Here is a 23,287-nt window from a genome sequence, read left to right as displayed (position 1 = left end):
CGGGTTATTGTTTGAGTTGATTGACGCGTTTGCGATTAACCCCGAAATCGGAGCGTCCGACCCGTGAAGCGGAGCGGATATGAATCAGGCCATTCACCTCATCAAGACGCAGCTCAACATCATCAACATAGTGGAAAACAGGTGTGGTGAAGGTGGCATGCAGATAGGAATCACGCTCCTTCTGGATCACCCCCCCGTGCTCAAGGATGATGCTTCTCATCTGCGACCAATCTCGATCATCAAGCTTAATCGGCGCAATGGCATGCTGCTCACTAGCCTGAGCATGTGCTTCACTACAGACGCAGTTAGGCGAAGGCGGACAAGGATGCAGCAGTCCATTCTGCAGGCCGATATTTTCTGGTATTTTGTGTGACTGCATCGCCATCACGATAAACGCGGCCAACCCCAGCAGCAACAAAACTGCGACAACGATCAATATCCCTTTCACGGTTTTATCACTCCCCTGCCTGGCTATTTTCCATTCACCATATTCACATACTGCTGCATAGCTGAACGGTAATGTTTGATATTTTTCTCAGATATTCTACCCATGCCGCTTAATCGATCCGCAAGCGCATCGATATCCTCGTTCGAACCAAGCGTTCTGGCATCGATATTGATACCGAGATGTTTGGAAACACTGTTTAACGATGCAAGGTAGGATTTCAGTGATGCAGCCTGCTTATCACCGCCATCTCTGATGTAACCTTCAAATTCAGACTGATATTTAATCACGCGCCACTCCATAGATGCATCGTTCGGCTCAACTCTCAGCAGAGAGAGTGCCCATTCCATACTGATTTCAGATGCATGCAAACTTTATCATGACTATGGATATGAGAAGCGAAACAGGTTCAGCCTCACTGTGATCAACCGCACAGTTTTATCACCTCTGACAGGCAAAGTACGCCCATGCGATCTTTAACCGTTATCCCCCTGCTTCTTGCCGCTCTCTGGTTGCAAGGCTGCGTAGCGCTCACTGCTGCCTCAGTCGTGCCGGGTGCTCTCTATGAGGTGGTTGCCAACGAATTCGCCGGCGAAGAGGTCTGTCTTCCCAACAACATCAGCCCGACTCTGGCTGCAGTTCAGTCGAGCCTGCGCAGCATGAAACTAGATGTTGATGTGCTGGAAATTCAGGAAAACGGTTATGCCATCGCCTTCGGCAACAACAATCTTGAAGGTAGTATTACACTCAATGAGATGAGCCCCAAACTGACCACCCTCTACGTAAAAGCACGTAGTAACATGCGTGAAGCCTCCGTTGAGCAGGCCATTATCGATTCGGTTCGGGCAAAACTGAGTCGTAAAAATGCAAAGAAACGCTTCAGTTTTTCCGGTTATCATAACCTGAGAGCCAAACCGGACATTAAAACAGCAAGGCTTGGCTGGTATCGTCCCGATGCGGAGTTGAAAACCCATCGTAATGGAAAATCTGAGTGGGTGAGCCTGAAGCTGCCATCAGGTAAAATTGCCTACCTCAAACGTGAGATCGTTACGCTTGCAACAAACTAAACGGGTTATTGTCTCTTACTGCAGATGAAGACGCTCCTTTATCCCAGCTGAACAGATATCTTCTCGTCTGCAAATTCCACGACATCACCGCCAACAATCTTTTTCCTCTTGCGCGTCTCCACTTCACCGTTCACCCGCACCAACCCCTCGCTAATCACCCGATTGGCCTCACCGCCACTGGCAACCAGTGCTTCAAACTTCAATAGCTTATTAAGCTCAATCGGCTCTTTTGAAATGGTAATTTCTCTCATCTGATTTCCATCCGGTTTCGATATTCAAGAGGCCCGCCCTGCTACTGCACAAAAAAGCAATGTAACGGAAAATCCCGACCACAGGCTGAACCAGCCTCTGCAGTATTGAAAGCTTTTGAGATTATATTGCAAGAGTTGCCTGCTAATGGTTTACTCGACAACTCCCATCATCAAAACGGGTTATGAAAGCGAAGTATCAGTTTGAAATATACTGTTTCGGAGTGCAGATGATCGAGAAATTAAAAGCGTGGTTCATCAGGCGAAATCCTATTTTCACCAGCCACCTGCAACGCAATGGCCTGCTGCGACTGATCCCCCCCGCTTTGGCCATGTATGCGATGATCCCTGTCTACATCGTATTTCACATCATCTGTATTCAGCTCTTATACAATCTGATGATCTGCCCGCTTCTTGGCGTGGATCGGATCATATTAAAACACTATATTGTGATTGATCGTCACCTGATTCCCGGGCTTTCATACACCGCCAAGTTTCACTGTGCCTATTGTGGCTATGCCAATGGCCTGAGTGTGGCCAGCGCTGTGCTGCTGAATCGCATCGCCTCTACGAGCAAGCCTCATAATAACCCCCTGCTCAGGTTATTTGCCATGCCGCTCTTCCTGCTCACCTCAACGCTATCGATACTCTCTCAATCGCTGGTCACTATTTCGTTTGATTATGTCATGGCACCCCTGCTCGGACTGCACCGACTCTCCAAAGCAGAAGCATCAGAAAAAATGGCCGCTGCCGGTTTCGCAGACCAGTTCTCGGTATTCGGTAGAGTGGGTCGCAGTTTCCTGCGTTATGAGTACAACTGCGCGTTGCGTCATGCCAACTCACTTGAGCAGGTGGAATCACAGTGGTGCCCGATCAAACATATCGACAGCGATCCAAATGTCGTACTACCGGAGCACCACAAGTTCTTTATCGAGCGCTGTGAGTTGTGCAAATTAAGGAAAGTGCTCTGCAGCGAAGGAACGGTCTCGCCAAGGAAACCGACCTGGTAAAACGTGCCAATGATCAGTGCAGTTTTTCCGCAACGGGCATGTTGCCATGTAAAAAAGCACTGTTGAGATGGGGCATAGTGGCGGACTCCAGATAGGTGCAGATCACTTCACCGTGCGCCCTGAGAATCTCAACCTGCGTTTCAAATAGCGATAGCGGATAGAAAATCCTGATCTGCTGTTGCACAGCATCGTAGGCCGGCTCAACAATTCTTGCATCACCATCAGGGTAGAAAGAGATCAGCGCTGATCTGGCGCTAAACGCATCACCGGCAGGCAGACCAAACATCACAATGCTGGCTGCAACGGCATCGCTCTCCCCCTCCTCAAATCGCCATTCTCTGCCACTATCAACCTGTATATTTGCAGCCCGTAGTGACTCCATCCTGTGGATTCTCTCTTCAACGATGTTATTTGCGTCCCTTGACGCCATGATTTCACTTATCATATCAATTCCATTTCTCCATTTAAGAACTGAATGATAAGAGCTGATTGCGGCATTTTGATGACAAGGGAGAGCGCAGCACCTCTGCCGCGTTAAGATATAAAACCCGCTGTTCAGTCAGGCTGTTGCGAAAAGACCTCAATCTGCTGCAGTACCGCTTCCAGATTATCGGGATCAATCTCGCAGATAAAACCACCACCGGGCGCGAGCTTCACTGCCGGCCCTCTGTCACAGTAACCCAGACAGGGGAAGCGACTCACCCTGATCTGCAACGCTCTGGCAGCAATCTCCGCTTCCAGCTTAATGGCCAGCGCTTCACCACCTCTGGCTGCGCAGGAGGGGTGAGCGGGGTTGGCGCGATGATTGCTGCAGACCACCACCTGCTTCGAGCATGCATGGCCGCTGTTCTCCAGATCTTTATCCATCTTGCAGTGACTCCATAGAGAGCGAACTTACAGGAAATCGATGATCTGGTGAATGCCCTGAACCCGATGAATCAGTATAGTGTCGCCGATTGCAACAAACAGAGGTCTTTTCTCATATCATGATGGTCACAAAAAGCGACAATCTGGTCACCTGGTTCCCTGCTCCTCCCGAGACTGATGAGATCCCCGTCGTGATGCCCTCTCCATTTGCCAATACTCCACATCCGCTGGCCGAGCAGGCCTGCAGAATGCTGATGCAGGATCTTGGCACGCAAAAATTTGCGCTGCGAGACTTCTCAAATCACGGCAAAATGTTCGGAGTTCTGGTGGTGCGCGACAAGGCTGGCCGCATCGGTTACCTGAGTGGTTTTTCCGGTATGATCAACGGCCTGTGGCAGCTGCCGGGATTTGTGCCACAACTCTTTGAGCTGGCTGAACATGAGAGTTATCTCTATGCAGGCAATGACCAACTGGCCGCGTTAACTGAGCAGATTGATCGGTTGCAGTGCTGCGAGAAGCGATCAAAGCTGATGCAGGAGATCTCCTCTCTTCAGCAGCAGCGTGATCTGGCGCTGGCGGCACTGAAGCAGCGTCACAGAGAGGCCAAGGCTCTGCGCAAACAGCAACGTCTGGAGCTTCTTGCAATGGGTGATGCCGATGCACAGCAGAGGCAGATGCGGGCACTGGCGCTGGCCAGCCAGCATCATAAACGGGAATTTACAAACGCGTCACTGCAGTGGCAGGAGAAGCTACAGCTGCTGCAGCAGCAGCTTGATGAGATTGATCAGCAGATAAGCGACACCAGATTTCAACGCAGCGAGAAATCACGTCAGCTGCACAACGTGCTGTTTGCCACCTACCGGCTGCACAACTTTGCCGGCGAGACACAACCGATTACCGCCTTCTTTGATGGCCTGCCACCGGCAGGCTCAGGCGACTGTGCCGGCCCCAAGCTGGTTCACTATGCCCGCAAACAGAGGCTGCAGCCGATCGCACTGGGAGAGTTCTGGTGGGGCGCCTCCCCCTCCACAGGCATCAGACATCATGGCCACTTCTACCCCGCCTGCAGAGGAAAATGCCGCAAGATACTACCGTTTATGTTGCATGGTCTGGCGGTTGAACCGGAACCCGATTTCGCTGAGCAGATTGATGCCTGCGAACCACGAATTGTCTATGAAGATGAGAGCCTGCTGGTGGTCAATAAACCCTCCGGCCTGATGTCGGCACCGGGTAAACTGGTGCAGGACTCGGTATACACACGGCTGCTACAGCGCTATCCGAACAATCCGGAACTGCGGCTGGTGCACCGGCTCGATATGGCCACATCAGGGCTGCTGCTGGTGGCGAAAAATCTGCTGGCCAACAAGTTTCTGCAGCGGCAATTTATTCAGCGCAGTGTGGAAAAACGCTATGAGGCGATTTTATCAAGAAAGCTGCCGCCGGATCAGCTCGAGGGTGAGATTAATCTGCCGCTGATCGTTGATCTTGATGACACGCCACGCCAGATGGTCAGCCATGAACATGGTAAACCTGCAAAAACACGCTGGCAGGTTTTAGGCTATGAGGGTGAAACCACCCGCGTCTGGTTCTATCCCTTAACAGGGCGCACCCATCAGCTGCGCATACACGCTTCACACCAAGATGGCCTGAATGCTGCGATTGTCGGCGATGCGCTCTATGGCCGCTCAGGTGATCGACTCAAGCTGCACGCTCAGCGCCTGTGCTTTAACCATCCAGTCACCCGTGAACGGCTGGAGTTTGAAGTTCCATCGCCCTTCTAAATGTGCAGACAACAGTAATGCATAACCCGGACACTCACCGGACAGAACCCTGCATCACTGCCTTCCAAAGAGGCACAGCTGCACGATAATTCATCAGCAGCACAATGCGATTCATGCAAAACAGGTTGCCACTACAGCATTTAGATCAATTGATCGCTCTGGAACAGACCTTGCTGAATAGGTTCAGACTTCTATCCCCCCCAGGAGTTGCTTGCAGGCGATGCTACCGGCTCGCCTGCAAGCTCAGGAGGGATCTGGCTGCAAGGAGGTATATGCCATGGCGAAACAGAGAGGATCTCCATCTTCCTGCATAAAATTCATGCCTGATTTAGATGTTGTGCATTATGCCTGTAAACATATAATGCGTTTGCAATTACTACATGCTCCAAAAAGAGAGTTACAAAATGTCTCCCGCGCATACATGCCGTCAACTTGTTAAGATCAGCCATAGCATCAGAATCTCATCTCTACGCCCTGCAAGGGCGCTGGTTGAATCCTTTTTTCTGGAGTCCTGTCCAGTTCAATCCTGATTGGCACGCCGGAGCCGGATAGCTCCCACTATTTTCAGTAACACCTATCAAAGCGGCTCGTCCGCAACTTTTCGCTGTCTGAGACAGCTGAACCGACCCAAAACAGAGGAATCATTGTGAATTCACCAGAAGCAACTTCAACCCTGCAAGCATGGAACAACTTTAAGGGCAGCGAATGGAGAGAGCGGATCGATCTCCGCGATTTCATTCAGCAGAACTACGCTCCCTATGAGGGCGATGAGAGCTTTCTCACCCCGGCCACCGAACGAACCAGCCAGCTCTGGATTGAGATCTCAAAGCTGATCGAAGAGGAGCGCATCAAAGGTGTGCTGGATGTATCCAGCGATATCGGCTCCTCCATCACGGCCCACAAACCGGGTTATATCAACAGGAGTGTGGAGCTGATTGTTGGCTTGCAGACCGATGCACCACTGAAGCGCGCGATCATCCCCAACGGCGGCCTGCGCATGGTCGAGGCTGGCCTTCAGGCCTACGGTTACGAGCTTGATGCAGCGGTGAAAGAGGCCTTCAGTCGCTACCGTAAAGATCACAATCAGGGTGTATTCGATGTCTATAGCCCGGATATCCTCGCCTGCCGTCGTTCCGGCATTATTACCGGCCTGCCAGATGCTTATGGCCGTGGCCGCATCGTTGGTGACTATCGTCGTGTTGCCCTTTATGGCGTCGACTTCCTGATCACCGAAAAGAGGCGTGAGAAGGCTGAGCTCAATGATCTGCAGTTCAGTGAAGATGTGCTGCGCAGCCGCGAAGAGATGTCAGAACAGATCAGGGCCCTGGATGAGCTTAAACAGATGGCTGCCAGCTACGGCTTTGATATCGGCGTTGCCGCGACCACAGCCCGGGAGGCGGTGCAGTGGACCTACTTCGGTTATCTGGCTGCGATCAAGGAGCAGAATGGTGCTGCGATGTCGATTGGCCGCATCTCCACCTTCCTCGATATCTATATCCAGCGTGATATCGATGCCGGGATTCTTGATGAGTCATCGGCACAAGAGCTTATTGATGATCTGGTGATCAAGCTGCGTATCGTGCGTTTCCTGCGCACACCTGAGTATGATCAGCTCTTCTCCGGTGATCCGGCATGGGTAACTGAAACCATTGGTGGCATGGGCGAAGATGGACGTACGCTGGTAACCAGAAACAGTTTCCGGTTTCTGCATACCCTTTACAACCTCGGCCCTGCCCCGGAGCCAAATCTCACCGTGCTCTGGTCAAATGCGATGCCCAAAGGATTTAAGGATTTCTGCTCCCGCGTCTCCATTGAGACCAGTGCTATCCAGTATGAGTCGGATGATCTGATGCGTCAGCACTGGGGCGATGATTATGCCATCGCCTGCTGTGTATCGGCCATGCGTATCGGTAAACAGATGCAGTTCTTCGGTGCACGCTGCAATCTGGCGAAAACCATGCTCTATGCGATCAATGGCGGTGTGGATGAGAAGAGCGGTGTGAAGGTTGTCGACGGTTTTGAGCCGATTACCAGTGACTACCTCGACTACGATGAGGTTGTTGCGAAGTTCGAGAAGATGATGGACTGGCTTGCCACAACCTATATCAAGGCGCTCAACGCCATCCACTATATGCATGACAAATACCACTATGAGCGCATTGAGATGGCGCTGCATGATCGCGATATCCTGCGCACCATGGCCTGCGGCATTGCCGGACTCTCCGTGGCTGCAGACTCACTCTCGGCCATTAAATTCGCCAGGGTGCGTGTGATCCGTGATGAACAGGGTATCGCCAAGGATTTCGATATTGAAGGTGAGTTCCCGGCCTATGGCAACAACGACGACCGGGTCGATGAGATCGCGGTCTGGCTGGTTGAGACCTTTATGGAGAAGATCCGTCAACACAAAACCTATCGCGACAGTGTGCCTACCCAGTCTGTACTGACCATCACCTCCAATGTGGTTTACGGTATGAAGACCGGTAATACACCTGATGGTCGCCGTGCCGGTGAACCCTTTGCACCCGGAGCCAACGCCATGAACGGGCGTGACAGCAAAGGCTTTATCGCCTCCGGTGCATCGGTAGCCAAACTGCCTTACGACGCAGCACTCGATGGCATTTCATGGACAGCGACCTGCACAGAGGGTGCTCTGGGTCAGACTCTGGCTGATCGGGTAGGCAACCTGAGCAACTGTGTGGATGTCTTCTGTAACGCCAATGGCTTTCACGTCAATGTGAATGTACTGAATCGGGATACCCTGCTTGATGCGATGGAGCATCCTGAGAACTATCCTCAGCTCACCCTGCGCGTCTCCGGTTATGCGGTGAACTTCATCAAACTGACCAGAGAGCAGCAGCTGGATGTGATTAACCGAACCTTCCACCTGCACTTTTAATCTATAAGCTGCGTCGCCTTGCCAATGTGGCAAGGCGGCAATGGTTTACAGGACAGAGTCACAAACATGGATCAACATAACGAGGTTAACCCACCGGGGGCTATTGCTCCTGCCTGTATCGATGAGCGGGGCAGGCTTTCAGGATTTGTGCACTCCTTTGAGATGGGTAGTGCCGTTGATGGCCCGGGCATGCGCTTTGTGGTTTTTGTTTCCGGCTGCCAGTTCCGTTGCCTCTACTGCCATAACCCCGATACCATCAAGATGCATAACGGCACGCTGATGACCGTAGATCGCGTGATTGAAGAGATGGCTGAATACGCCTCATTTCTACGTTTTGCCGGTGGCTTAACGATCTCTGGTGGTGAGCCTTTGATGCAGGCGGATTTTATCCGTGAGATATTTTACCTCGCCAAACATGACTACAGCCTGCACACCGCACTCGATACCCAGGGCTTTCTCGCCGCCCACCTTGAAGATGAGTACTTCGATGATATCGATCTGGTGCTGCTCGATATCAAACATATTGATGCGGCCAAATATCTGGCGCTGACCTCTAAACCGCTGCAGCCAACTCTCGATTTCGCCCGTCGTCTCTCGGCTATGGGTAAAAAGATGCGCATCCGTTATGTGCTGGTGCCCGGTTATACCGATGATGTCGAAGATGTGGAGATGCTGGCTGAATTCATTGCCACCCTGAACGGCGTTGAACGCGTAGAGGTGCTGCCGTTCCATAAGATGGGTGAACAGAAATGGGAAGAGCTGGGATTTAAATACCATCTGAAAGATGTGCAGACACCCACCACTGAACTGCTGAAGCGGGTCATTGATCAGTTCCGCAGCCATGGCCTGACTGCCTGTTAAGCTGTTATCTTTAACTCACCGCTGAACAGCTAAGCCATCAAGGAGAGAGGGAGAGACCACCGGCTTTATCACCCCTCTTTTCTGCAACTGTTATACTAAAGCACTCAAATCAATCAGGATTTTAACAGATAAAACAGCTGCAACGACAAAACAGGCGATGGCCAGTTTTTTCTTGGTTGCGTTGCTGATCAGGATTTTAGGGCTTGATTCAACATGGGCAGTTGCTGTTGTCATGACAGACCTCCTTCTTTTTGCAAGAAGTCAGACTACCGATCTGCACAGAGATAAAATGTAAGCTGTATCACCTGTTTTACAGCTGCAAAGCGTGATTCAGACTCCGCCAGCCTGCTGAACAGACGGAAAGAGAAGAGCACTGACTCATCTGCATCCGGCTATTCAATGCCTGCTATTACCTGAGGGCGTGTTGCAACACAGCGTAGAGATAACAGGCATCCAGACGTCCTGCCAGTTCACGAATCGAATGCATGGCAAAGGTCGGCACACCGACATCTACGGTACGCACACCCAGATCATTGGCGGTGATCGGACCAATCGTACTGCCACACGCCATATCCGAACGAACCACAAACGACTGCACCGGCACATCAGCTAGTTCACACCACTGCCTGAACATCGCAGCGGACTCACTGCTGGTTGCATAGCGCTGATTGGCATTTGTTTTGATGACCGGCCCCGCATTGATCATCGGGCCATGGTTGGCATCATGTCTGTCGGCATAGTTGGGGTGAATGGCGTGGGCATTATCGGCTGAAATCATCATGCTTGAGGCCATCGTGCGAGCCATCGCTTCTTCACCGCCACACAGTCGTGTCAAAACAGATTTCAAAAAGTTGCCCTGTGCGCCTGCTGCCGAAACGCTGCCAACCTCTTCGTGGTCTGAGCAGATCAGCAGCCCGTTCTGACTGCCGCGACTATCGATCAGGGCCATCAGGCCGGTATAACAACTGAGAAGGTTATCGAGTCTGGCAGCGGCGATAAAATCATCCCTCAGGCCTACGACTGCAGGCGGCTGCAGATCATAAAAGCTCAACTCATAACCGAGCACTTTCACAGCTTTTTCCCTGCCACCGGAAACCTGAGCATTAACCATATCAAGCAGCAGCGCCTTGAAACAGTCATCTTGCTCTTCACTGCCCTCGGGCAACCTCATCAACACCGGGGGCAGGTCGGTCTGTCGATTGATCTTGCGATTCTCATTGGCCTCACGGTCGAGATGAATCGCCAGCGATGGAATCGTTGCAATCGCCTTCTGCCAATTGACAAGGCTGTGAGCGATACTCCCCTCCTCATCGAGATAACTGACCCGACCGGCCAGTGAGAGGTCACGATCAAACCAGGGATTAAGCAGCGCCCCGCCATAGACCTCAACACCGAGCTGCAGATAGCCATTACCGGTGATTTCAGGGTTGGGTTTCACCTTCAGGCATGGGCTGTCGGTATGCGCACCAACCATACGTATGCCATGCTCTGCCAGAGGCTGTGCAATCCGGAAGGCGATGATTGATGAGTCATTGCGCGTAATAAAGCAGCTATCTCCCACCGCCACATCCCACGCCTCTTTTTCACTCAACCGTTTGAAGCCGGCAGCCTCCAGTATCGCAACCATATGTTGCACTGCATGAAACGGAGTCGGGGATTCTCTAACAAAATCCAGCAGACCATTTACGAAATCTTCATTTTGCATCAGAACCCCTGCTGCCAAAAAACTATTACTGCGCAGATAGTAGCCAGTTTCAAGCGGCAAGTGCAACGCTCTACTGATAAATTCATTCACCTCTGAAGCGGGCGTTAGAAACAATTTGTCACATGGCTCAAATGTCAGCCTGCAATAAATTATTGATGGTGTAGTATGCCGCAGCAATCGATCTTTGGAGAATCTCATGAGCAACAGCGCAGCACCAGCTACCCACCCAACCGTTTCCATCCCTCTGAAACTTTTCCTCGGCCGATCACCACTCTGGTACAAACAGATCATCCTCTTTGCTCTGATACTCAACGTGGCGCTCTATTTTATTGCAGGGCCGCTGGTTACCTCATGGTTTATTCTGGTCGAATTTATCGGCACCCTGGCCATGGCGCTGAAATGTTTTCCGCTGCAGCCGGGCGGCCTGTTTGCGATTCAGGCGCTGCTGTTACAGCTCACCGACACTCATACAGTTTATGATGAGATCGAACATGGGCTGCCGGTAATTCTGCTGGTGATCTTTATGGTTGCCGGGGTTCACTTTCTCAGGGATGTGCTGTTTCGCGCCATTAATCATGTGCTGCTGGGGATTCAGTCACGCCTGATCGTCAATATGACCACGCTTGTGGTGGTCGCCATCCTCTCCGCATTTCTTGATGCCCTGACCATCCTTGCCATCCTGATCGCCATCGCCACCAGCTTCTATGATGTCTATGAATTTGCAGTTTCAAAGGTCGGTTACCACGAAGCTCCCGATCTGAATGACGGACATATCGATGAACTACATCGTAAGGATCTGGATGATTTCCGTGCCTTCCTGCGCGGCCTGCTGATGCATGGCGCTATCGGCACAGCCATCGGCGGTGTCTGCACGCTCGTGGGAGAACCTGAGAATCTGGTTATCGGCAATGAGGCGAGCTGGGATTTCGTCACCTTCCTGAGCATGGTTTCACCTGCCACCATCCCCACCCTGCTGGCCGGTATCCTCACCTGTCTGGTCATCGAGAAATTCGGCTGGTTCAATTATGGCGCTGAACTGCCGGTCAATGTCCGCAAAATCCTTGCCGATGAAGACAGAAAACTTCGTGAATCAACCACCCCCAGCCAGCGTATGATCATGATATTCCAGGCTATCGTCGGCCTGCTTATGGTGGTTGCCTTATCGATGCATCTGGCTGAGATCGGCCTGATCGGGCTTGGAGTGATTGTCCTCGCCACGGCCATCACCGGCGTTACCGATGAGCACAAAATCGCAGAAGCCTTTATGCCGGGGCTGCCATTCGCATCACTGCTGGTGATGTTCTATGTGATCGTGGCGATGATTCAAAGCCAGATGATGTTCAATCCGATCATGCAGTGGGTGATGAGTCTGGATGGCAGTATTCAGGTCTTTATGGTCTTCCTCACCAACGGCTTTCTCTCGGCCATCAGTGATAATGTCTTTGTTGCCACCATCTACATGGATCAGATTAAAACACTCTTTGATCAGGGACTGATCACACGTGCAGCCTTTGAGGCGCAGTCGGTGGCCGTGGTCATGGGCACCGGTATCCCCAGCATCTCCACCCCCAACGGTCAGGCTGCATTCCTGTTCCTGCTCACCTCAGCGTTAGCCCCGAAAATCCGCCTCAGTTATGGCCGCATGGTCTACATGGCGCTGCCCTACTTTATCACCTGTACGCTGGTGGCAGGCACCATGATTCTAATGTTATAAACCTGCTCGTCCTGTAATCAGGCAATTGCAACAATGCAAAGTTCCCGCCTGCAATCTAAGATCTCACGCATGCCCTATGACGCTCATCTGCAACAGCTCGATACTCTGCTTGTTGAAACCAGACCCCTCTGGCAACCGGAGCCGTTTAAAAAAGAACGGCCGGATTGGGTTGAGCAATACCCGGAACTCGCGCAGGCATTACTGGAACTTGATGAGGAATCACTGGATGCTTATGCAACAGACAACGATGCCCTGATTGCATTCGTATCGACGTTTATTCCCGAGCTCTCTGCCATCGCTTCGCTTGTCATGCTACCCGAAACAGCGAAAAGAAAAAATGAGACGATTGCACCACGCCTGCATGCAGGCATTCCTGGCAGAAAGTGGTTACAGATCAGTGCCCTCTATGCGTCACTGCAGAACCCTCAGCGGGCTATTACTGAGTGGTGTGGTGGTAAGGGGTATCTGGGGCGTCTGCTATCCCGTCAGTGGCAACAGAGGGTCACTACACTGGAAAACAGTCCGCAGCTGGTAGAGGCAGGTGCTCGACTGGCCGATAAATACCGCGTGGACCAGTATTTCAAACTGGTCGACGTGCTACATGACCCTGTCTGCAAATATCTGAATAACCACCACACCATCGCGCTGCACGCCTGTGGTGATCTGCACCGTCAACTGGTTACCCGGATCATTGAGAGCGGCGCCCCGAGCTTCACTCTTGTGCCCTGCTGTTACCATCTTGGCCGTGAACAGGAGTACAGCCCCTTTACTGATGGGCTGAAACTCAAACTATCAAGAGAGGTGCTGCGACTGGCCGTCAATGAGACCGTTACCGCCCACCACAACGAGATCGGACAGCGCAACCGCGACATGGCGTGGAAGCTTGGCTTTCAGCAACTATGGCAGGAGCTTTGCGGTAGCAGTGAGTACCACAGCTTCAAACCTGTCCCCAAAGCCTGGGTACACGAAGGTTTTAAAGGTTACTGCCAGAAACTGGCTCAGCGAGAGGGGCTCTCCCTGCCTGCTGACGTTGACTGGGAGAAGTGGGAGGCCAACGGAGAACAACGCCAGCATGAGGTGATGCGCCTGCAGCTGCTGCGCCAATGCTTCAAACGCGTCTTAGAGCTATGGCTGATCATGGATATGGCCGCCTCTCTGGAGGCCAATGGCTACAAGGTCAGTGTCCATGAGTTTTGTAACCGTGAGTTAACCCCGCGCAATATCATTATTGAAGGGCACTCCTCACCAGATTTATCCTAAGATCAATCAGCTCGTTGAATTCTTTCAGGAAACCCCGATAGCCACATCTGTACTATACTTACCAATATAGGCGACAATCCTGAATGAGATGCATCATGCAGAGGAGACCAGATGGAAACTTTTTTGATTACGGCTGCTTTTGTTGCTCTTCTGATTATGGTGATTTCAGTTCTTGTCATGATCGAGACATTCACCAGCAAACGACGCAGACAAAGTATTATCCCTCTGGCCAGAGCGATGGGGTTCTCAGAAGTGTCACCCGAAGGGTTTGACATCAAGGCGGCCTACCCTCATTTCCTGGCACTCTCCACTGCGCACCTGATTCACGACTTTATTATCGAGCGTCAGCTTGAGCATGGTATTCAACAGCACATATTTGATATTGAGCTTCGCAGTGGCAACGGCCAGAGCGAAAAGATAAGCCTCTGTCTGATCCATCTTCCAGGCATCAACCTGCCAACATTTTTAATCAAAGGGAGAGACAAGGTGCGCTTTACCATGCGACTGATTCACGATGTCGGACGCGCAGCTCAATCCCTGATCTTTCAATATCACCCCGTTACCATTCAATCAGAGGCGTTCGCGAAGCAGTATCAGCTGATGGCGCCCGACTCCAGCTATGGCTTTGAGCATCTGTTTACGCCTGAACTTGTTCAGAAAATCACAGACCGCCCGAATTGGCAAATGGAGGGGATGGGAGATTGGCTGCTTTTTTATCAGCGTGGCACCGTGGTCAAGGCCAGACAATTCAACAGTTTCACCAACGACTGCATGGCCCTAGCTGATGCTTTCAACCAGAGCCGTTCGTAGCCCCACAGCTTTAAGGCAGGCTGTTAGATAAACTGCCGGATCAGTGGCGGCAGCTTCGACTCTTTTCTGTTGATAATATGGTCGATCAGTTTCGGCTGTTTGGTTGCTTTATCATTGAGAACGGGAACCACTGCATCTGCATCGTGGGCATCGGCAAACTGACCTGATGTTTTGCGCAGATGCAGACTGAGCGATTTGGATAGGTTTTTCAAAAATGCGACGCCGGCACGCGGGCGCTCATCGAGAATATGGTCGAAACTTTCTCGGCTGAGTTTGAGCAGTTTGCACGGAGTCCGGGCAATGACTGTTGCAGAGCGCGCATAGCTATCAATCAGTGCCATCTCACCAATGCAGCGACCACGGGAGAGTGTGGATACTGATACCTTATTACCGCTCTGTGACTGTTTGAATACTTCCAGCGTGCCGGAGACAACAAAACAGATAAAATTGCTCTCCTCACCCTCGGCAAACAGGCGCTGGTTCTCATCCAGATGCTTGACCTGCATATGCGCGGCAATAACGCCGACCTGCACACTGTCGATCTTATCAAACAGAGGGATCGCACCGGTCATCTCGATAATCTCATTGACTGTATCTCTGCTCTGATTGAAGGGCCCGATCAGATGATCTGCTGCGATAGCTCTGCTCTGTTTATGGCTGCTGCCGGTGCTTACTGTGCGAGCCACTTTCCCTGAACTGTTCGAACTCTTAAAACCAAATTGCATATACTCTCCCTGCCAGTTTAAAAAAGATTCTCTGACCTCACTACCGCAAGGAATCGGCCAAAGCGCCATTTCAAACAAACTCCTGTATTTTCAACAGGTTACAAAGACATTCGGCATGAATTCTTTTGCCTGGGGGGAAAAATATTCCCACCGGACAGGGATCATTTTTCCAGACAGCGAAGCGACGGGATCATGCATACGGCTCAGTTAGAGCGATGCATCAAAAATTCAGATTTAATTGTAAAAAGAGTGTATGATGGCCGATTGGTGAGCAGATCGAGTTGCTCGTTTCCTCTTTTAGCACCCTTTTCAGAGTGAAATACAAGGCAAGGGTGAAACCGCCAGCCAGATCGTTTCTGGCAATTAAGGAGCAGCAGATGGCTTACGCAGAAGACCAGCTTATATTACGCAACGGCCAGACTCTGGCCGGTAAAGTGCTTAAAAATGATTTCAAAATCAAAACATCCTATGGTGATGTCCTTATCAAAAAAGAGAACATTGCCCATATCTTTTTGATGCGCCCGGATGAGACAGGATTCCCGGCCAGCGATGAGATCAAGACCATTTGCGGCGATGAGATCAAAGGCAAACTGGTTAAAACCATGTCGATCTCCTTTGTACTGGCCGCCAACAATCAGACCGCCAGAATTGCCAAAGAGAAGATTCACTCGATGATTTTCCTTTCTGAACTGGATAGTGACCCGGAAGGTTATCCGCAGCTATCGGCCTAACACGCTGCCTCGCGGGCAGAAGCGTCTGCATCCCGAGCTAAACCCGTCAATTAACAGAAGAATAACGCCTCACATTCCGATTTTGCCATCGGCTCCGGTGCATGCTGCACCCTTCCTGCTAACCAAAACTCATGCAGACTATCAATAGAAAAATCGAACCACGAATGTACACGACTTAACACGAAGACAGGAAGCTGTGCTGGTTGATCTTTAAATACGTGGCTCAGAATGTATGCACGAACAGTTACAACATCAAAGAGGATCATGCGCATATGATTATTAGTATTGTGAATATAAAAAATATTCCGGTGGCAGCACTGCAACATCTCGATACAGCTGAAACAGTGGCGCAATCCATTGAGAAGTTCAGAGAGTGGCGAGAAGAGAGCGGCTGCTCACCGGTCACGGAGAAGCGAAGCTTTGGCATAGCGCAGAGCAACCCCGAAGCAAGGGTTGCTGAAACATTTCATTTCGATATCTGCGGCGAAGTTGATGCGGACGTACCCGACAATGCCTATGGCGTACTGAACAAGGAGATCGCTGCCGGTCGCTATGCGAAACTGCGTCATAAGGGCTCGCTAGCTACCATCAATCTGAAGGTGAATGCGCTCTCTCGCGACTGGCTGCCAACCACGCAGGAGTGCAGAGGTGACTCCCCCATCTTTTTTGAATACCTGAATATCGGGCTGGCAGCTCCGGATAGTGAACTGATTACTGACATCTATTTCCCTCTGAGATAGCTCCTCACTATCACCACAAAGCCCAAAAAATGTGATTTATTCTGTTCAATAACGTATCATCAGTTTAATTGGAATTATGAGTTTAACGCATTGCTGGAGGATCCATGAATATCATCGCAACCCTTAATACATTCAGAGGAAGAGAGCTTGATGATACGCTCATGCAACTGCTTGCAAGGCTGTTTGATGCGCAACACAATGAGATTGATCAGCTGAAAGATAAGAATACCAGACTTCAGACAAGCCTCACCGATGCCAGCGAGAACGTGGAAAAGCTATTAAATGAGAATGCAGCCCTGAATAAGATGGTGATTCAGCTTCAGTCACAGCTCTCCGGCCTGCAATCATCAGCGTCCAAAAGCCGACTCTCTGAAGTGGAGACGGCAATTTTGTCCAACTGTATCGACTCAGGTGTTGCAGGTTTCTGCTCTGAAGATATGGTGGATTCACTCATATATAGTCGTCTGGAGGTCACCAATGCCATTGATCAGCTAGAGAGAAAGGGGCTGATTCAGGTGGGACCTCTTGCCCGCAGTGGCACATTTTATCGAATCAGCGAAACCGGCAAAAAGTATGAGAAGGATATCGAAAACAACGATTACTCTTTTTAGCGCCCATTTATGGTTCATCGCTGAAGTCCGGGAAAACAGTTTTCGTCGGCTAACACCATAATCATCGGCGATCTCGGACAAATATCGAAAAACTCGACCAACACGAAATGTCACTTAGCTCTAAAGTTGAATGTATCTATCGGGGATCAAAAATATTTGTTTCAGCCATGTTTCCCGCTAAGCCGCGATGAACCCCGTTTATTGCATCAAGCGACGCAATAACTCATGGCTATTTTCAATCTCCTGCTTAAAGGCAAGCCGCTAAACGATCATCCCGTTCACAGCAGCCATTGGCAGCCCCCTCGGTGCCTTGGCTCTGGCAATGAGATAGGTCTCCTCCAACTCTGCACTGTCGATGGTCGTGGCACGCTTCTCCGTACCTACCCTTACCCCCTCTTTCAGCGTCACCGGCGCAGCATCGCGCAGCCCTTTTGAGCCCTTCTTCAGTGAGATGGCAGTCACCCCCTTACCTTTGCCGAGCAGCGGGAACTCATCTTTTGCAATGACCCCCAGACGCCCTTCGCAATCGATGAACGCGAATGCATCATGCGCATCCTCGATCTCGCGGATGCAGAGCAGCTTCGAGCCGGCAGGGAAATTGATAAAGGCTTTACCCTTCTTGTTGGCCGATAGCATCGACTCACCAAAGGCGCGGAAGGCGTGGCCTGCCGTGGTGGCGATCAGATATTCAGCATCGGCTTTCACCATCACCATGCGTGTCGGTGCTTCATTGATACTGAACATGAACGATTTAGAGATCGGTTCGCCATTGCCTCGCCCACCTGCCAGATCGGCTGCGAGCATACTGAATGCCCGCCCCTTACGTCCGATGAGCACAAGCATGTCCGTGGTATGGCCTGCAGCCGCATCGAGCAGCCTGTCCCCCTCCCTGAACTTCAGCGACTCCAGATCAACATTGGCGCTACGCATTCCCTTCAGCCACCCCTGCCTTGAAAGAATCGCCGTGATCGGTTCACGGTTTACGGTCTGCTGCTTGCTCATGGTGCGCGCTTTCGGTGCATTGGCATCGACCACGGTGCGCCGTTCATCACCGAATTTGGCCAGTGCATCCTTGAGCTCGCCTGTGATATGACGCCAGCGGTGAGCATGATCATCAACGATCATCTCCAGCTCGGCTTTCTCCTCCAGCAGTTTCGCATGTTCGTTCTGCAGCTTCATCTCATCGAGCTTGCGCAGTTGTGCCAGGCGCAGATCGAGAATGGCGACCACCTGCTCCTCATTAAAACCGTATTTCTCCATCAGGATCGGTTTCGGTTTGTCGTTGTCATAGATGGTTTTCACAATCTCCATGACATTCGGATAGACAATAAACAGACCTTCAAGGATGTTGGTGCGCCTGTAAATCTCGGCAAGGCGCACCTCTGCCCTGCGCATCACCAGCTCCTCCCGGTTAGCCAGGAAGGAGTTGAGCATCGCATCGAGCGAGAAAAGACTTGGCAGGCGATAGCGATCGCCACCGGGTGCATCAATCCACTTCTCCAGTGCATAGGTGGCATACTGGATGGTGACCTGCAGATTGGTGGCCGAGAAGAGGTGCAGCATGATCTGTTCGGCATCGAGATTCTTTGATTTTGGCTCGATGACAATGCGGATCCCTTCGGCTGATGATTCATCGCGCAGATCAGAGATCATCGGCAGCTGGCGTGATTCGGCAATGGTCTTATCGGAGATGCGCGCTCCCATCTCGATCAGCAGGGGTGACTTCTCTATACCGTAGGGGATCTCTGTGACAACGATCTGCCACATGCCTTTGCCAATATCCTCCTTATGCCATTTGCAGCGCAGCAGCATTTTTCCATAGCCGCTGGCATACATCTTCTCCAGCTCCTCTTCCGTGCTGGTGATGATACCGCCACCGGGAAAATCGGGGGCTGTGATATGCTTGCGAACAAGGGCAAAATCTCTGTTCGACGGCCCCGAACCTGTTCTGCTTCTGCGTTTGGCCAGCGCAATGCATGCGCCAAGCAGCTCAGTCAGGTTATGCGACGGGATTTCAGTCTTGAAACCAACAGCCGGATTACCAGTGCTTGAGTTCATCAGAATCCACGGGAACGGTGCAGGCAGCAGCATCGGCTCCTTGTCCTGATCATCGTAGTTGGGCTGATAAGGGGTGATACCCTCTTTCAGGTCGCTGCCCAGCATCGCCTCTGCAATCGGCGTCAGTCTGGCTTCGGTGTAACGCATGGCGGCTGCGGAGTCGCCATCAATCGAACCGAAGTTACCCTGTCCGTCGACCAGCGGATAACGCATCGCCCAGGGCTGTGCCATGCGCACCATCGCCCCGTAAACAGCCGAATCACCATGCGGGTGATATTTACCGATCACGTCACCGACAACGCGTGCGGATTTCTTGGTTTTGGTGTTTGATTTCAGTCCGAGTTTTTCCATCGCATAGAGAATACGGCGATGCACCGGTTTCAGACCGTCACGTACATCCGGGATGGCGCGATCACCCACCACTTTAAGGCCGTAACTGCGGTAGAGTTCACGGAATACCGTTTCAAATGGCGCAATGGAATTATTGCCCGAATCGTAGGGGGTAAAGAAGGGCTGCAGATCATCAAGATCATCGGTCACATCACAGGGGTCATCAATCAGCTCTTCTGCCTGCGCAGTAAAGGAGTCACTGACCGGGCCATTGAGATATTTGGCATCCTCAATCTCCTTGCCCATCAGCAGATCACGGCGCTGACCGGCATCATCACCCATCAGCTTCGTCACCAGCGCATCCATACGCTGTGCATCCTCAGGGCTCACCTGTACCAGCACACGATTTTCAACATCCATACAGGTCTCTTTCAACTCCGGTGGATTCATCTCACCAAGACCTTTAAAGCGGATATATTCGATCTTCTTCTTCTCAGCCAGTGCCATCGCCCTCAGGCCATCAAGCTCCTCTTCATTCTGGGCATAGTGTTTCTGCTTGCCTATGGTGACACCGTAAAGCGGCGGCTGAACAATATAGACACGCCCCGCCTCCACCATCGGCCGCATCTGTCGCCAGAAGAAGGTGAACAAGAGCGTCTGGATATGGCTGCCGTCGATATCCGCATCGGTCATCACCACTATTTTTCCGTAGCGGCGCTTCTCAATATCGCACTCATCGCCGATACCGGTGCCAATGGCGGTGATCAGGTCGGCGACCGCCTCGCTGTTGCCGGCATCGGTGGATGTGACCCCTTCACAGTTGAGAATCTTACCTTTCAGGGGGAATACAGCCTGCAGATCGCGATCATTGGCCTGCTTTGCCGAACCGCCTGCCGAGTCGCCCTCCACCAGATAGAGTTCGGTCTCTTCAATATCGTTGCTGCGGCAATCCAGCAGCTTGCCCGGTAGCGGCGTTCTGCCGGTAAAGGATTTGCGATCCACCTTTTTGGTTTTTCCGCTTTCGGCGAGGGATCGCGTGGTGGCCCGATCAATAATGAGCTTCATCCAGGCATCGGAGATCTCACCGTCACGATTCAGCCAAAGCGCCGCCGAATCATTGATCACTCCACCGACAAACTTGGTGGCCTCGGCAGAGGTAAGCTTCTGCTTGGTCTGCCCTTCAAAGGAGATATCCTGAATATAGACCGAAAGCCCGAGCTGGCTGTTGGTCATCACATCCGATGCTGCGATGCGGGTCTTTTTACCCAGCAGTTTTTTAAGCTCCGGACGCATATCGATATATTCACGCACAGCCTTGAGCAGGCCGGACTCAAAACCCTTTTCATGGGTGCCACCGCGCGGCGTTGGCACGGTATTCACATAGGATTTGGTATAGATCGGCGTGGTCTCAGCAAAGGATGCGAAATACCAGTGCACCTTCTCAAGATCCCCGAGCTGGCCTGAGAACTCGAACATCGGTGAGGCTTCCATGCGTGAGGTCATGAATTCGGAGAGACCGTTCCTGAAGCAGAATATCTCATCCTCCAGACCCGGTGCTTTGAACACCACCTCCAGCCCCGGAATAAGGATCGCTTTGTCCATCGCCTGCTGGCGCAACTGCTGCAGGCGGAACTTGGCACGTTCATAATATTTTGGATTGGGAGAGAACCTTATTTTTGTGCCATGCGTGCGCGGGCCGCACTCAGCGACCTTTCTGAGCTTCTCGACTGTGCGCCCGTTTTCAAGGCGAATGAACCACTCCCCGCCATCGCGTTTTACAGTCGCTTCAAGCCATGATGAGAGCGCGTTGGTGACGGTAATACCGACCCCGTGCAGACCACCGGAGACCTTATAGGCATCATGATCGAACTTGCCTCCGGCTTTATCCTTGGTAAGCACCAGTTCAACGCCGGAGATACCGTCCTGATTCAGCTTAACAGGAATACCGCGCCCGTTATCGCTGATGCTGACCACATTCTCCGATTCCAGCTCCACGATAATGCGCGAGCAGAAGCCGCCGATCGCCTCATCGCCGCAGTTATCGAGCACCTCCTGAGCGATATGGTGGCAGCCGAGTTCCGTGCCTGTATCGGTGTACATATTAGGCCTCAGCTGGATATGGGAGATCCCATCGAGGTCTTTAATTGAATCGATATCGTAATCTGCACTCATGTTAAACAAGTCCTTTGCTTTGAATATGCTATGCCGATGCACCGTCAGGGCAGACGGGACGCTGATGGCACTACTCTACACATGCATGGCGGGTAAAATAACAGGGCTGAAAAAGATGCATGGTTCTCAACAGCGACCATACAACAGAGTGGGCATCAAATGCAAAAGAGTTAAGGGTGCTCTGAAAAGTCAGAGCATCCGTTCAGACCATGGATGGGCTGCCAAAATCATCTATTGTTGTCAGAGCTCTTCGTATAAAGTTCGGCGCATCAGTTTTCATTTCACCGCTCCAAAACAGCAGAGCGACACCCCCACTCCTTTCCAACAAGGCATACAACAGATGAATAATAAAACCATAGCAACGCACAACGGCAATTTTCATGCCGATGATGTTTTCAGTATCGCGGCACTTAAGCTCATCTTTCCCTCACTTAAGCTTATCCGCACACGTGATTTCGACCTTATCGCCGGGGCCGATATTGTGGTTGATGTGGGTGGTGAGTATGAGCCGGATCGTGATCGTTTTGATCACCATCAGCGCGGAGGTGCAGGCGCGCGTGAGAATGGTATCCCCTACTCCTCATTCGGTCTGATCTGGCAGAAGTATGGCGCAGCGATCTGCGGCGGTAATGAGGATATCGCCAATGGGGTTGATGCCGGGCTGGTATCAACGATTGATGCGATTGATTGCGGTCATGTCGAAGGGGTGATGCAGGGCATCAGCCTTAGTCAAACTATCTCCATGTTTAACCCGACCTGGCAGGAGGAGACCCACTTCGATGCAGCATTTGATGAGGCGGTTGAATTTGCAGCGCGAGTGTTAACACGATTTATTGCAGCAGCAAGCGGAGGCATCAGTGCCAAAGCCATTGTAGCTCAAGCGATTGAAGATGCAGAAGATCCAAGGGTGATTGTCTTAGAGCAGTATACCCCATGGAAAAAAACGGTGTTCAACCTCTCTGAAGAGGCGCTCTACGTGGTCTATCCATCGCAAACTGGCGAGTGGAGAGTTCAGACCGTACCGGCTGAACTCGGCTCATTCGAAGATAGAAAATCGCTGCCTGAAGCATGGGCGGGTCTCTCCGGTGATGCGCTGCAGAAGGTGACCGGCATTGATGATGCCATGTTCTGCCATAATGGGCTGTTTATTGCCGGTGCAGAATCCTTTGCCAGTACGATGAAAATGGCATCCCTCGCAGTAGAAGCATCATTTACGATTTGACACAGATGGACACAGATAGACACGGATCATT

Annotated in this window: 22 protein-coding genes; 12 read left to right on the top strand and 10 right to left on the bottom strand. The window is 51.6% G+C overall.

All coding sequences use genetic code 11. From position 1 onward, the window contains the following. Nucleotides 1-4: 4 nt before the first annotated feature. Nucleotides 5-448: a DUF1499 domain-containing protein gene (locus tag F3F93_RS10440; protein ID WP_176959128.1), complete on the bottom strand. Its 444-nt coding sequence runs from the start codon at nucleotides 446-448 to the stop codon at nucleotides 5-7. A gap of 23 nt (nucleotides 449-471) precedes the next feature. Then, complete coding sequence (locus tag F3F93_RS10435; RefSeq protein WP_176959127.1) at nucleotides 472-795, bottom strand: hypothetical protein; 324 nt, start codon at nucleotides 793-795, stop codon at nucleotides 472-474. Nucleotides 796-912: 117 nt separating this feature from the next. Between F3F93_RS10435 and F3F93_RS10430 the strand changes: the two genes are divergently transcribed. Continuing rightward, the gene (locus tag F3F93_RS10430) at nucleotides 913-1,512 is read left to right on the top strand and encodes an SH3 domain-containing protein (protein ID WP_176959126.1); all 600 of its coding nucleotides are present in this window, start codon (nucleotides 913-915) and stop codon (nucleotides 1,510-1,512) included. Nucleotides 1,513-1,550: 38 nt separating this feature from the next. Here F3F93_RS10430 and F3F93_RS10425 read toward each other — a convergent pair whose 3' ends face one another. Next, nucleotides 1,551-1,763, bottom strand: a complete 213-nt coding sequence (locus F3F93_RS10425) for an RNA-binding S4 domain-containing protein (protein ID WP_176959125.1) — start codon at nucleotides 1,761-1,763, stop codon at nucleotides 1,551-1,553. A gap of 227 nt (nucleotides 1,764-1,990) precedes the next feature. Between F3F93_RS10425 and F3F93_RS10420 the strand changes: the two genes are divergently transcribed. After that, the gene (locus tag F3F93_RS10420) at nucleotides 1,991-2,770 is read left to right on the top strand and encodes a hypothetical protein (protein WP_176959124.1); all 780 of its coding nucleotides are present in this window, start codon (nucleotides 1,991-1,993) and stop codon (nucleotides 2,768-2,770) included. Between the two features lie 13 nt (nucleotides 2,771-2,783). Here the strand turns inward: F3F93_RS10420 and F3F93_RS10415 are convergent, their stop codons facing one another. Beyond that, nucleotides 2,784-3,200 carry a hypothetical protein gene (locus F3F93_RS10415; protein ID WP_176959123.1) on the bottom strand — a complete coding sequence of 139 codons (417 nt, stop codon included), beginning with the start codon at nucleotides 3,198-3,200 and terminating at the stop codon, nucleotides 2,784-2,786. A gap of 125 nt (nucleotides 3,201-3,325) precedes the next feature. Then, entirely contained in the window at nucleotides 3,326-3,637 is a 312-nt protein-coding gene (locus F3F93_RS10410) for a (2Fe-2S) ferredoxin domain-containing protein (protein WP_176959122.1), read from the bottom strand. 119 nt (nucleotides 3,638-3,756) lie between these two features. Between F3F93_RS10410 and F3F93_RS10405 the strand changes: the two genes are divergently transcribed. The 3 genes from F3F93_RS10405 (at nucleotide 3,757) to pflA (ending at nucleotide 9,178) form a co-directional block, all read left to right on the top strand. Next, a complete protein-coding gene (locus tag F3F93_RS10405; protein ID WP_176959121.1) occupies nucleotides 3,757-5,418 on the top strand; it encodes an RluA family pseudouridine synthase in 1,662 nt (553 codons plus the stop codon). Between the two features lie 646 nt (nucleotides 5,419-6,064). Beyond that, nucleotides 6,065-8,317: a formate C-acetyltransferase gene (pflB, locus tag F3F93_RS10400; RefSeq protein ID WP_176959120.1), complete on the top strand. Its 2,253-nt coding sequence runs from the start codon at nucleotides 6,065-6,067 to the stop codon at nucleotides 8,315-8,317. Between the two features lie 66 nt (nucleotides 8,318-8,383). Then, nucleotides 8,384-9,178, top strand: a complete 795-nt coding sequence (gene pflA, locus F3F93_RS10395; RefSeq protein WP_176959119.1) for a pyruvate formate-lyase-activating protein — start codon at nucleotides 8,384-8,386, stop codon at nucleotides 9,176-9,178. A gap of 90 nt (nucleotides 9,179-9,268) precedes the next feature. Here the strand turns inward: pflA and F3F93_RS10390 are convergent, their stop codons facing one another. Together F3F93_RS10390 and F3F93_RS10385 are read right to left on the bottom strand one after the other, a co-directional pair. Continuing rightward, entirely contained in the window at nucleotides 9,269-9,412 is a 144-nt protein-coding gene (locus tag F3F93_RS10390) for a hypothetical protein (protein WP_176959118.1), read from the bottom strand. Nucleotides 9,413-9,587: 175 nt separating this feature from the next. Then, a complete protein-coding gene (locus F3F93_RS10385) occupies nucleotides 9,588-10,883 on the bottom strand; it encodes a M18 family aminopeptidase (protein ID WP_176959117.1) in 1,296 nt (431 codons plus the stop codon). Between the two features lie 196 nt (nucleotides 10,884-11,079). Between F3F93_RS10385 and nhaB the strand changes: the two genes are divergently transcribed. From nhaB to F3F93_RS10370, 3 genes are all read left to right on the top strand, one after another. Beyond that, nucleotides 11,080-12,597 carry a sodium/proton antiporter gene (nhaB, locus tag F3F93_RS10380; RefSeq protein ID WP_176959116.1) on the top strand — a complete coding sequence of 506 codons (1,518 nt, stop codon included), beginning with the start codon at nucleotides 11,080-11,082 and terminating at the stop codon, nucleotides 12,595-12,597. A 69-nt stretch (nucleotides 12,598-12,666) separates the two neighbouring features. Continuing rightward, complete coding sequence (locus F3F93_RS10375) at nucleotides 12,667-13,857, top strand: methyltransferase (protein ID WP_176959115.1); 1,191 nt, start codon at nucleotides 12,667-12,669, stop codon at nucleotides 13,855-13,857. A 111-nt stretch (nucleotides 13,858-13,968) separates the two neighbouring features. Next, complete coding sequence (locus F3F93_RS10370) at nucleotides 13,969-14,667, top strand: hypothetical protein (protein ID WP_176959114.1); 699 nt, start codon at nucleotides 13,969-13,971, stop codon at nucleotides 14,665-14,667. 23 nt (nucleotides 14,668-14,690) lie between these two features. On the opposite strand, the gene F3F93_RS10365 is transcribed toward F3F93_RS10370, so the two are convergent. Beyond that, nucleotides 14,691-15,392 (bottom strand): cyclic nucleotide-binding domain-containing protein, encoded by a 702-nt coding sequence (locus tag F3F93_RS10365; protein ID WP_176959113.1) that lies wholly within the window; start codon nucleotides 15,390-15,392, stop codon nucleotides 14,691-14,693. Between the two features lie 377 nt (nucleotides 15,393-15,769). Here F3F93_RS10365 and F3F93_RS10360 point away from each other — a divergent pair, with 377 nt between their 5' ends. Further along, nucleotides 15,770-16,123, top strand: a complete 354-nt coding sequence (locus tag F3F93_RS10360) for a hypothetical protein (RefSeq protein WP_176959112.1) — start codon at nucleotides 15,770-15,772, stop codon at nucleotides 16,121-16,123. A gap of 50 nt (nucleotides 16,124-16,173) precedes the next feature. Here the strand turns inward: F3F93_RS10360 and F3F93_RS10355 are convergent, their stop codons facing one another. Beyond that, the gene (locus F3F93_RS10355; RefSeq protein ID WP_176959111.1) at nucleotides 16,174-16,389 is read right to left on the bottom strand and encodes a hypothetical protein; all 216 of its coding nucleotides are present in this window, start codon (nucleotides 16,387-16,389) and stop codon (nucleotides 16,174-16,176) included. A 6-nt stretch (nucleotides 16,390-16,395) separates the two neighbouring features. On the opposite strand from F3F93_RS10355, the gene F3F93_RS10350 reads away from it, so the two are divergent. Next, complete coding sequence (locus tag F3F93_RS10350; protein ID WP_176959110.1) at nucleotides 16,396-16,863, top strand: GyrI-like domain-containing protein; 468 nt, start codon at nucleotides 16,396-16,398, stop codon at nucleotides 16,861-16,863. A 104-nt stretch (nucleotides 16,864-16,967) separates the two neighbouring features. Further along, on the top strand, nucleotides 16,968-17,474 hold the full coding sequence (locus tag F3F93_RS10345; protein WP_176959109.1) for a hypothetical protein: 507 nt from the start codon (nucleotides 16,968-16,970) through the stop codon (nucleotides 17,472-17,474). 261 nt (nucleotides 17,475-17,735) lie between these two features. On the opposite strand, the gene parC is transcribed toward F3F93_RS10345, so the two are convergent. Next, a complete protein-coding gene (gene parC / locus F3F93_RS10340; RefSeq protein WP_176959108.1) occupies nucleotides 17,736-22,034 on the bottom strand; it encodes a DNA topoisomerase IV subunit A in 4,299 nt (1,432 codons plus the stop codon). Nucleotides 22,035-22,374: 340 nt separating this feature from the next. Here parC and F3F93_RS10335 point away from each other — a divergent pair, with 340 nt between their 5' ends. Next, a complete protein-coding gene (locus tag F3F93_RS10335) occupies nucleotides 22,375-23,256 on the top strand; it encodes an MYG1 family protein (protein WP_176959107.1) in 882 nt (293 codons plus the stop codon). Nucleotides 23,257-23,287: the final 31 nt, after the last annotated feature.

Source organism: Mariprofundus sp. KV (genome assembly GCF_013387475.1).
Lineage (GTDB): Bacteria > Pseudomonadota > Zetaproteobacteria > Mariprofundales > Mariprofundaceae > Mariprofundus.
This window is presented reverse-complemented; position numbering and strand designations above follow the sequence as displayed.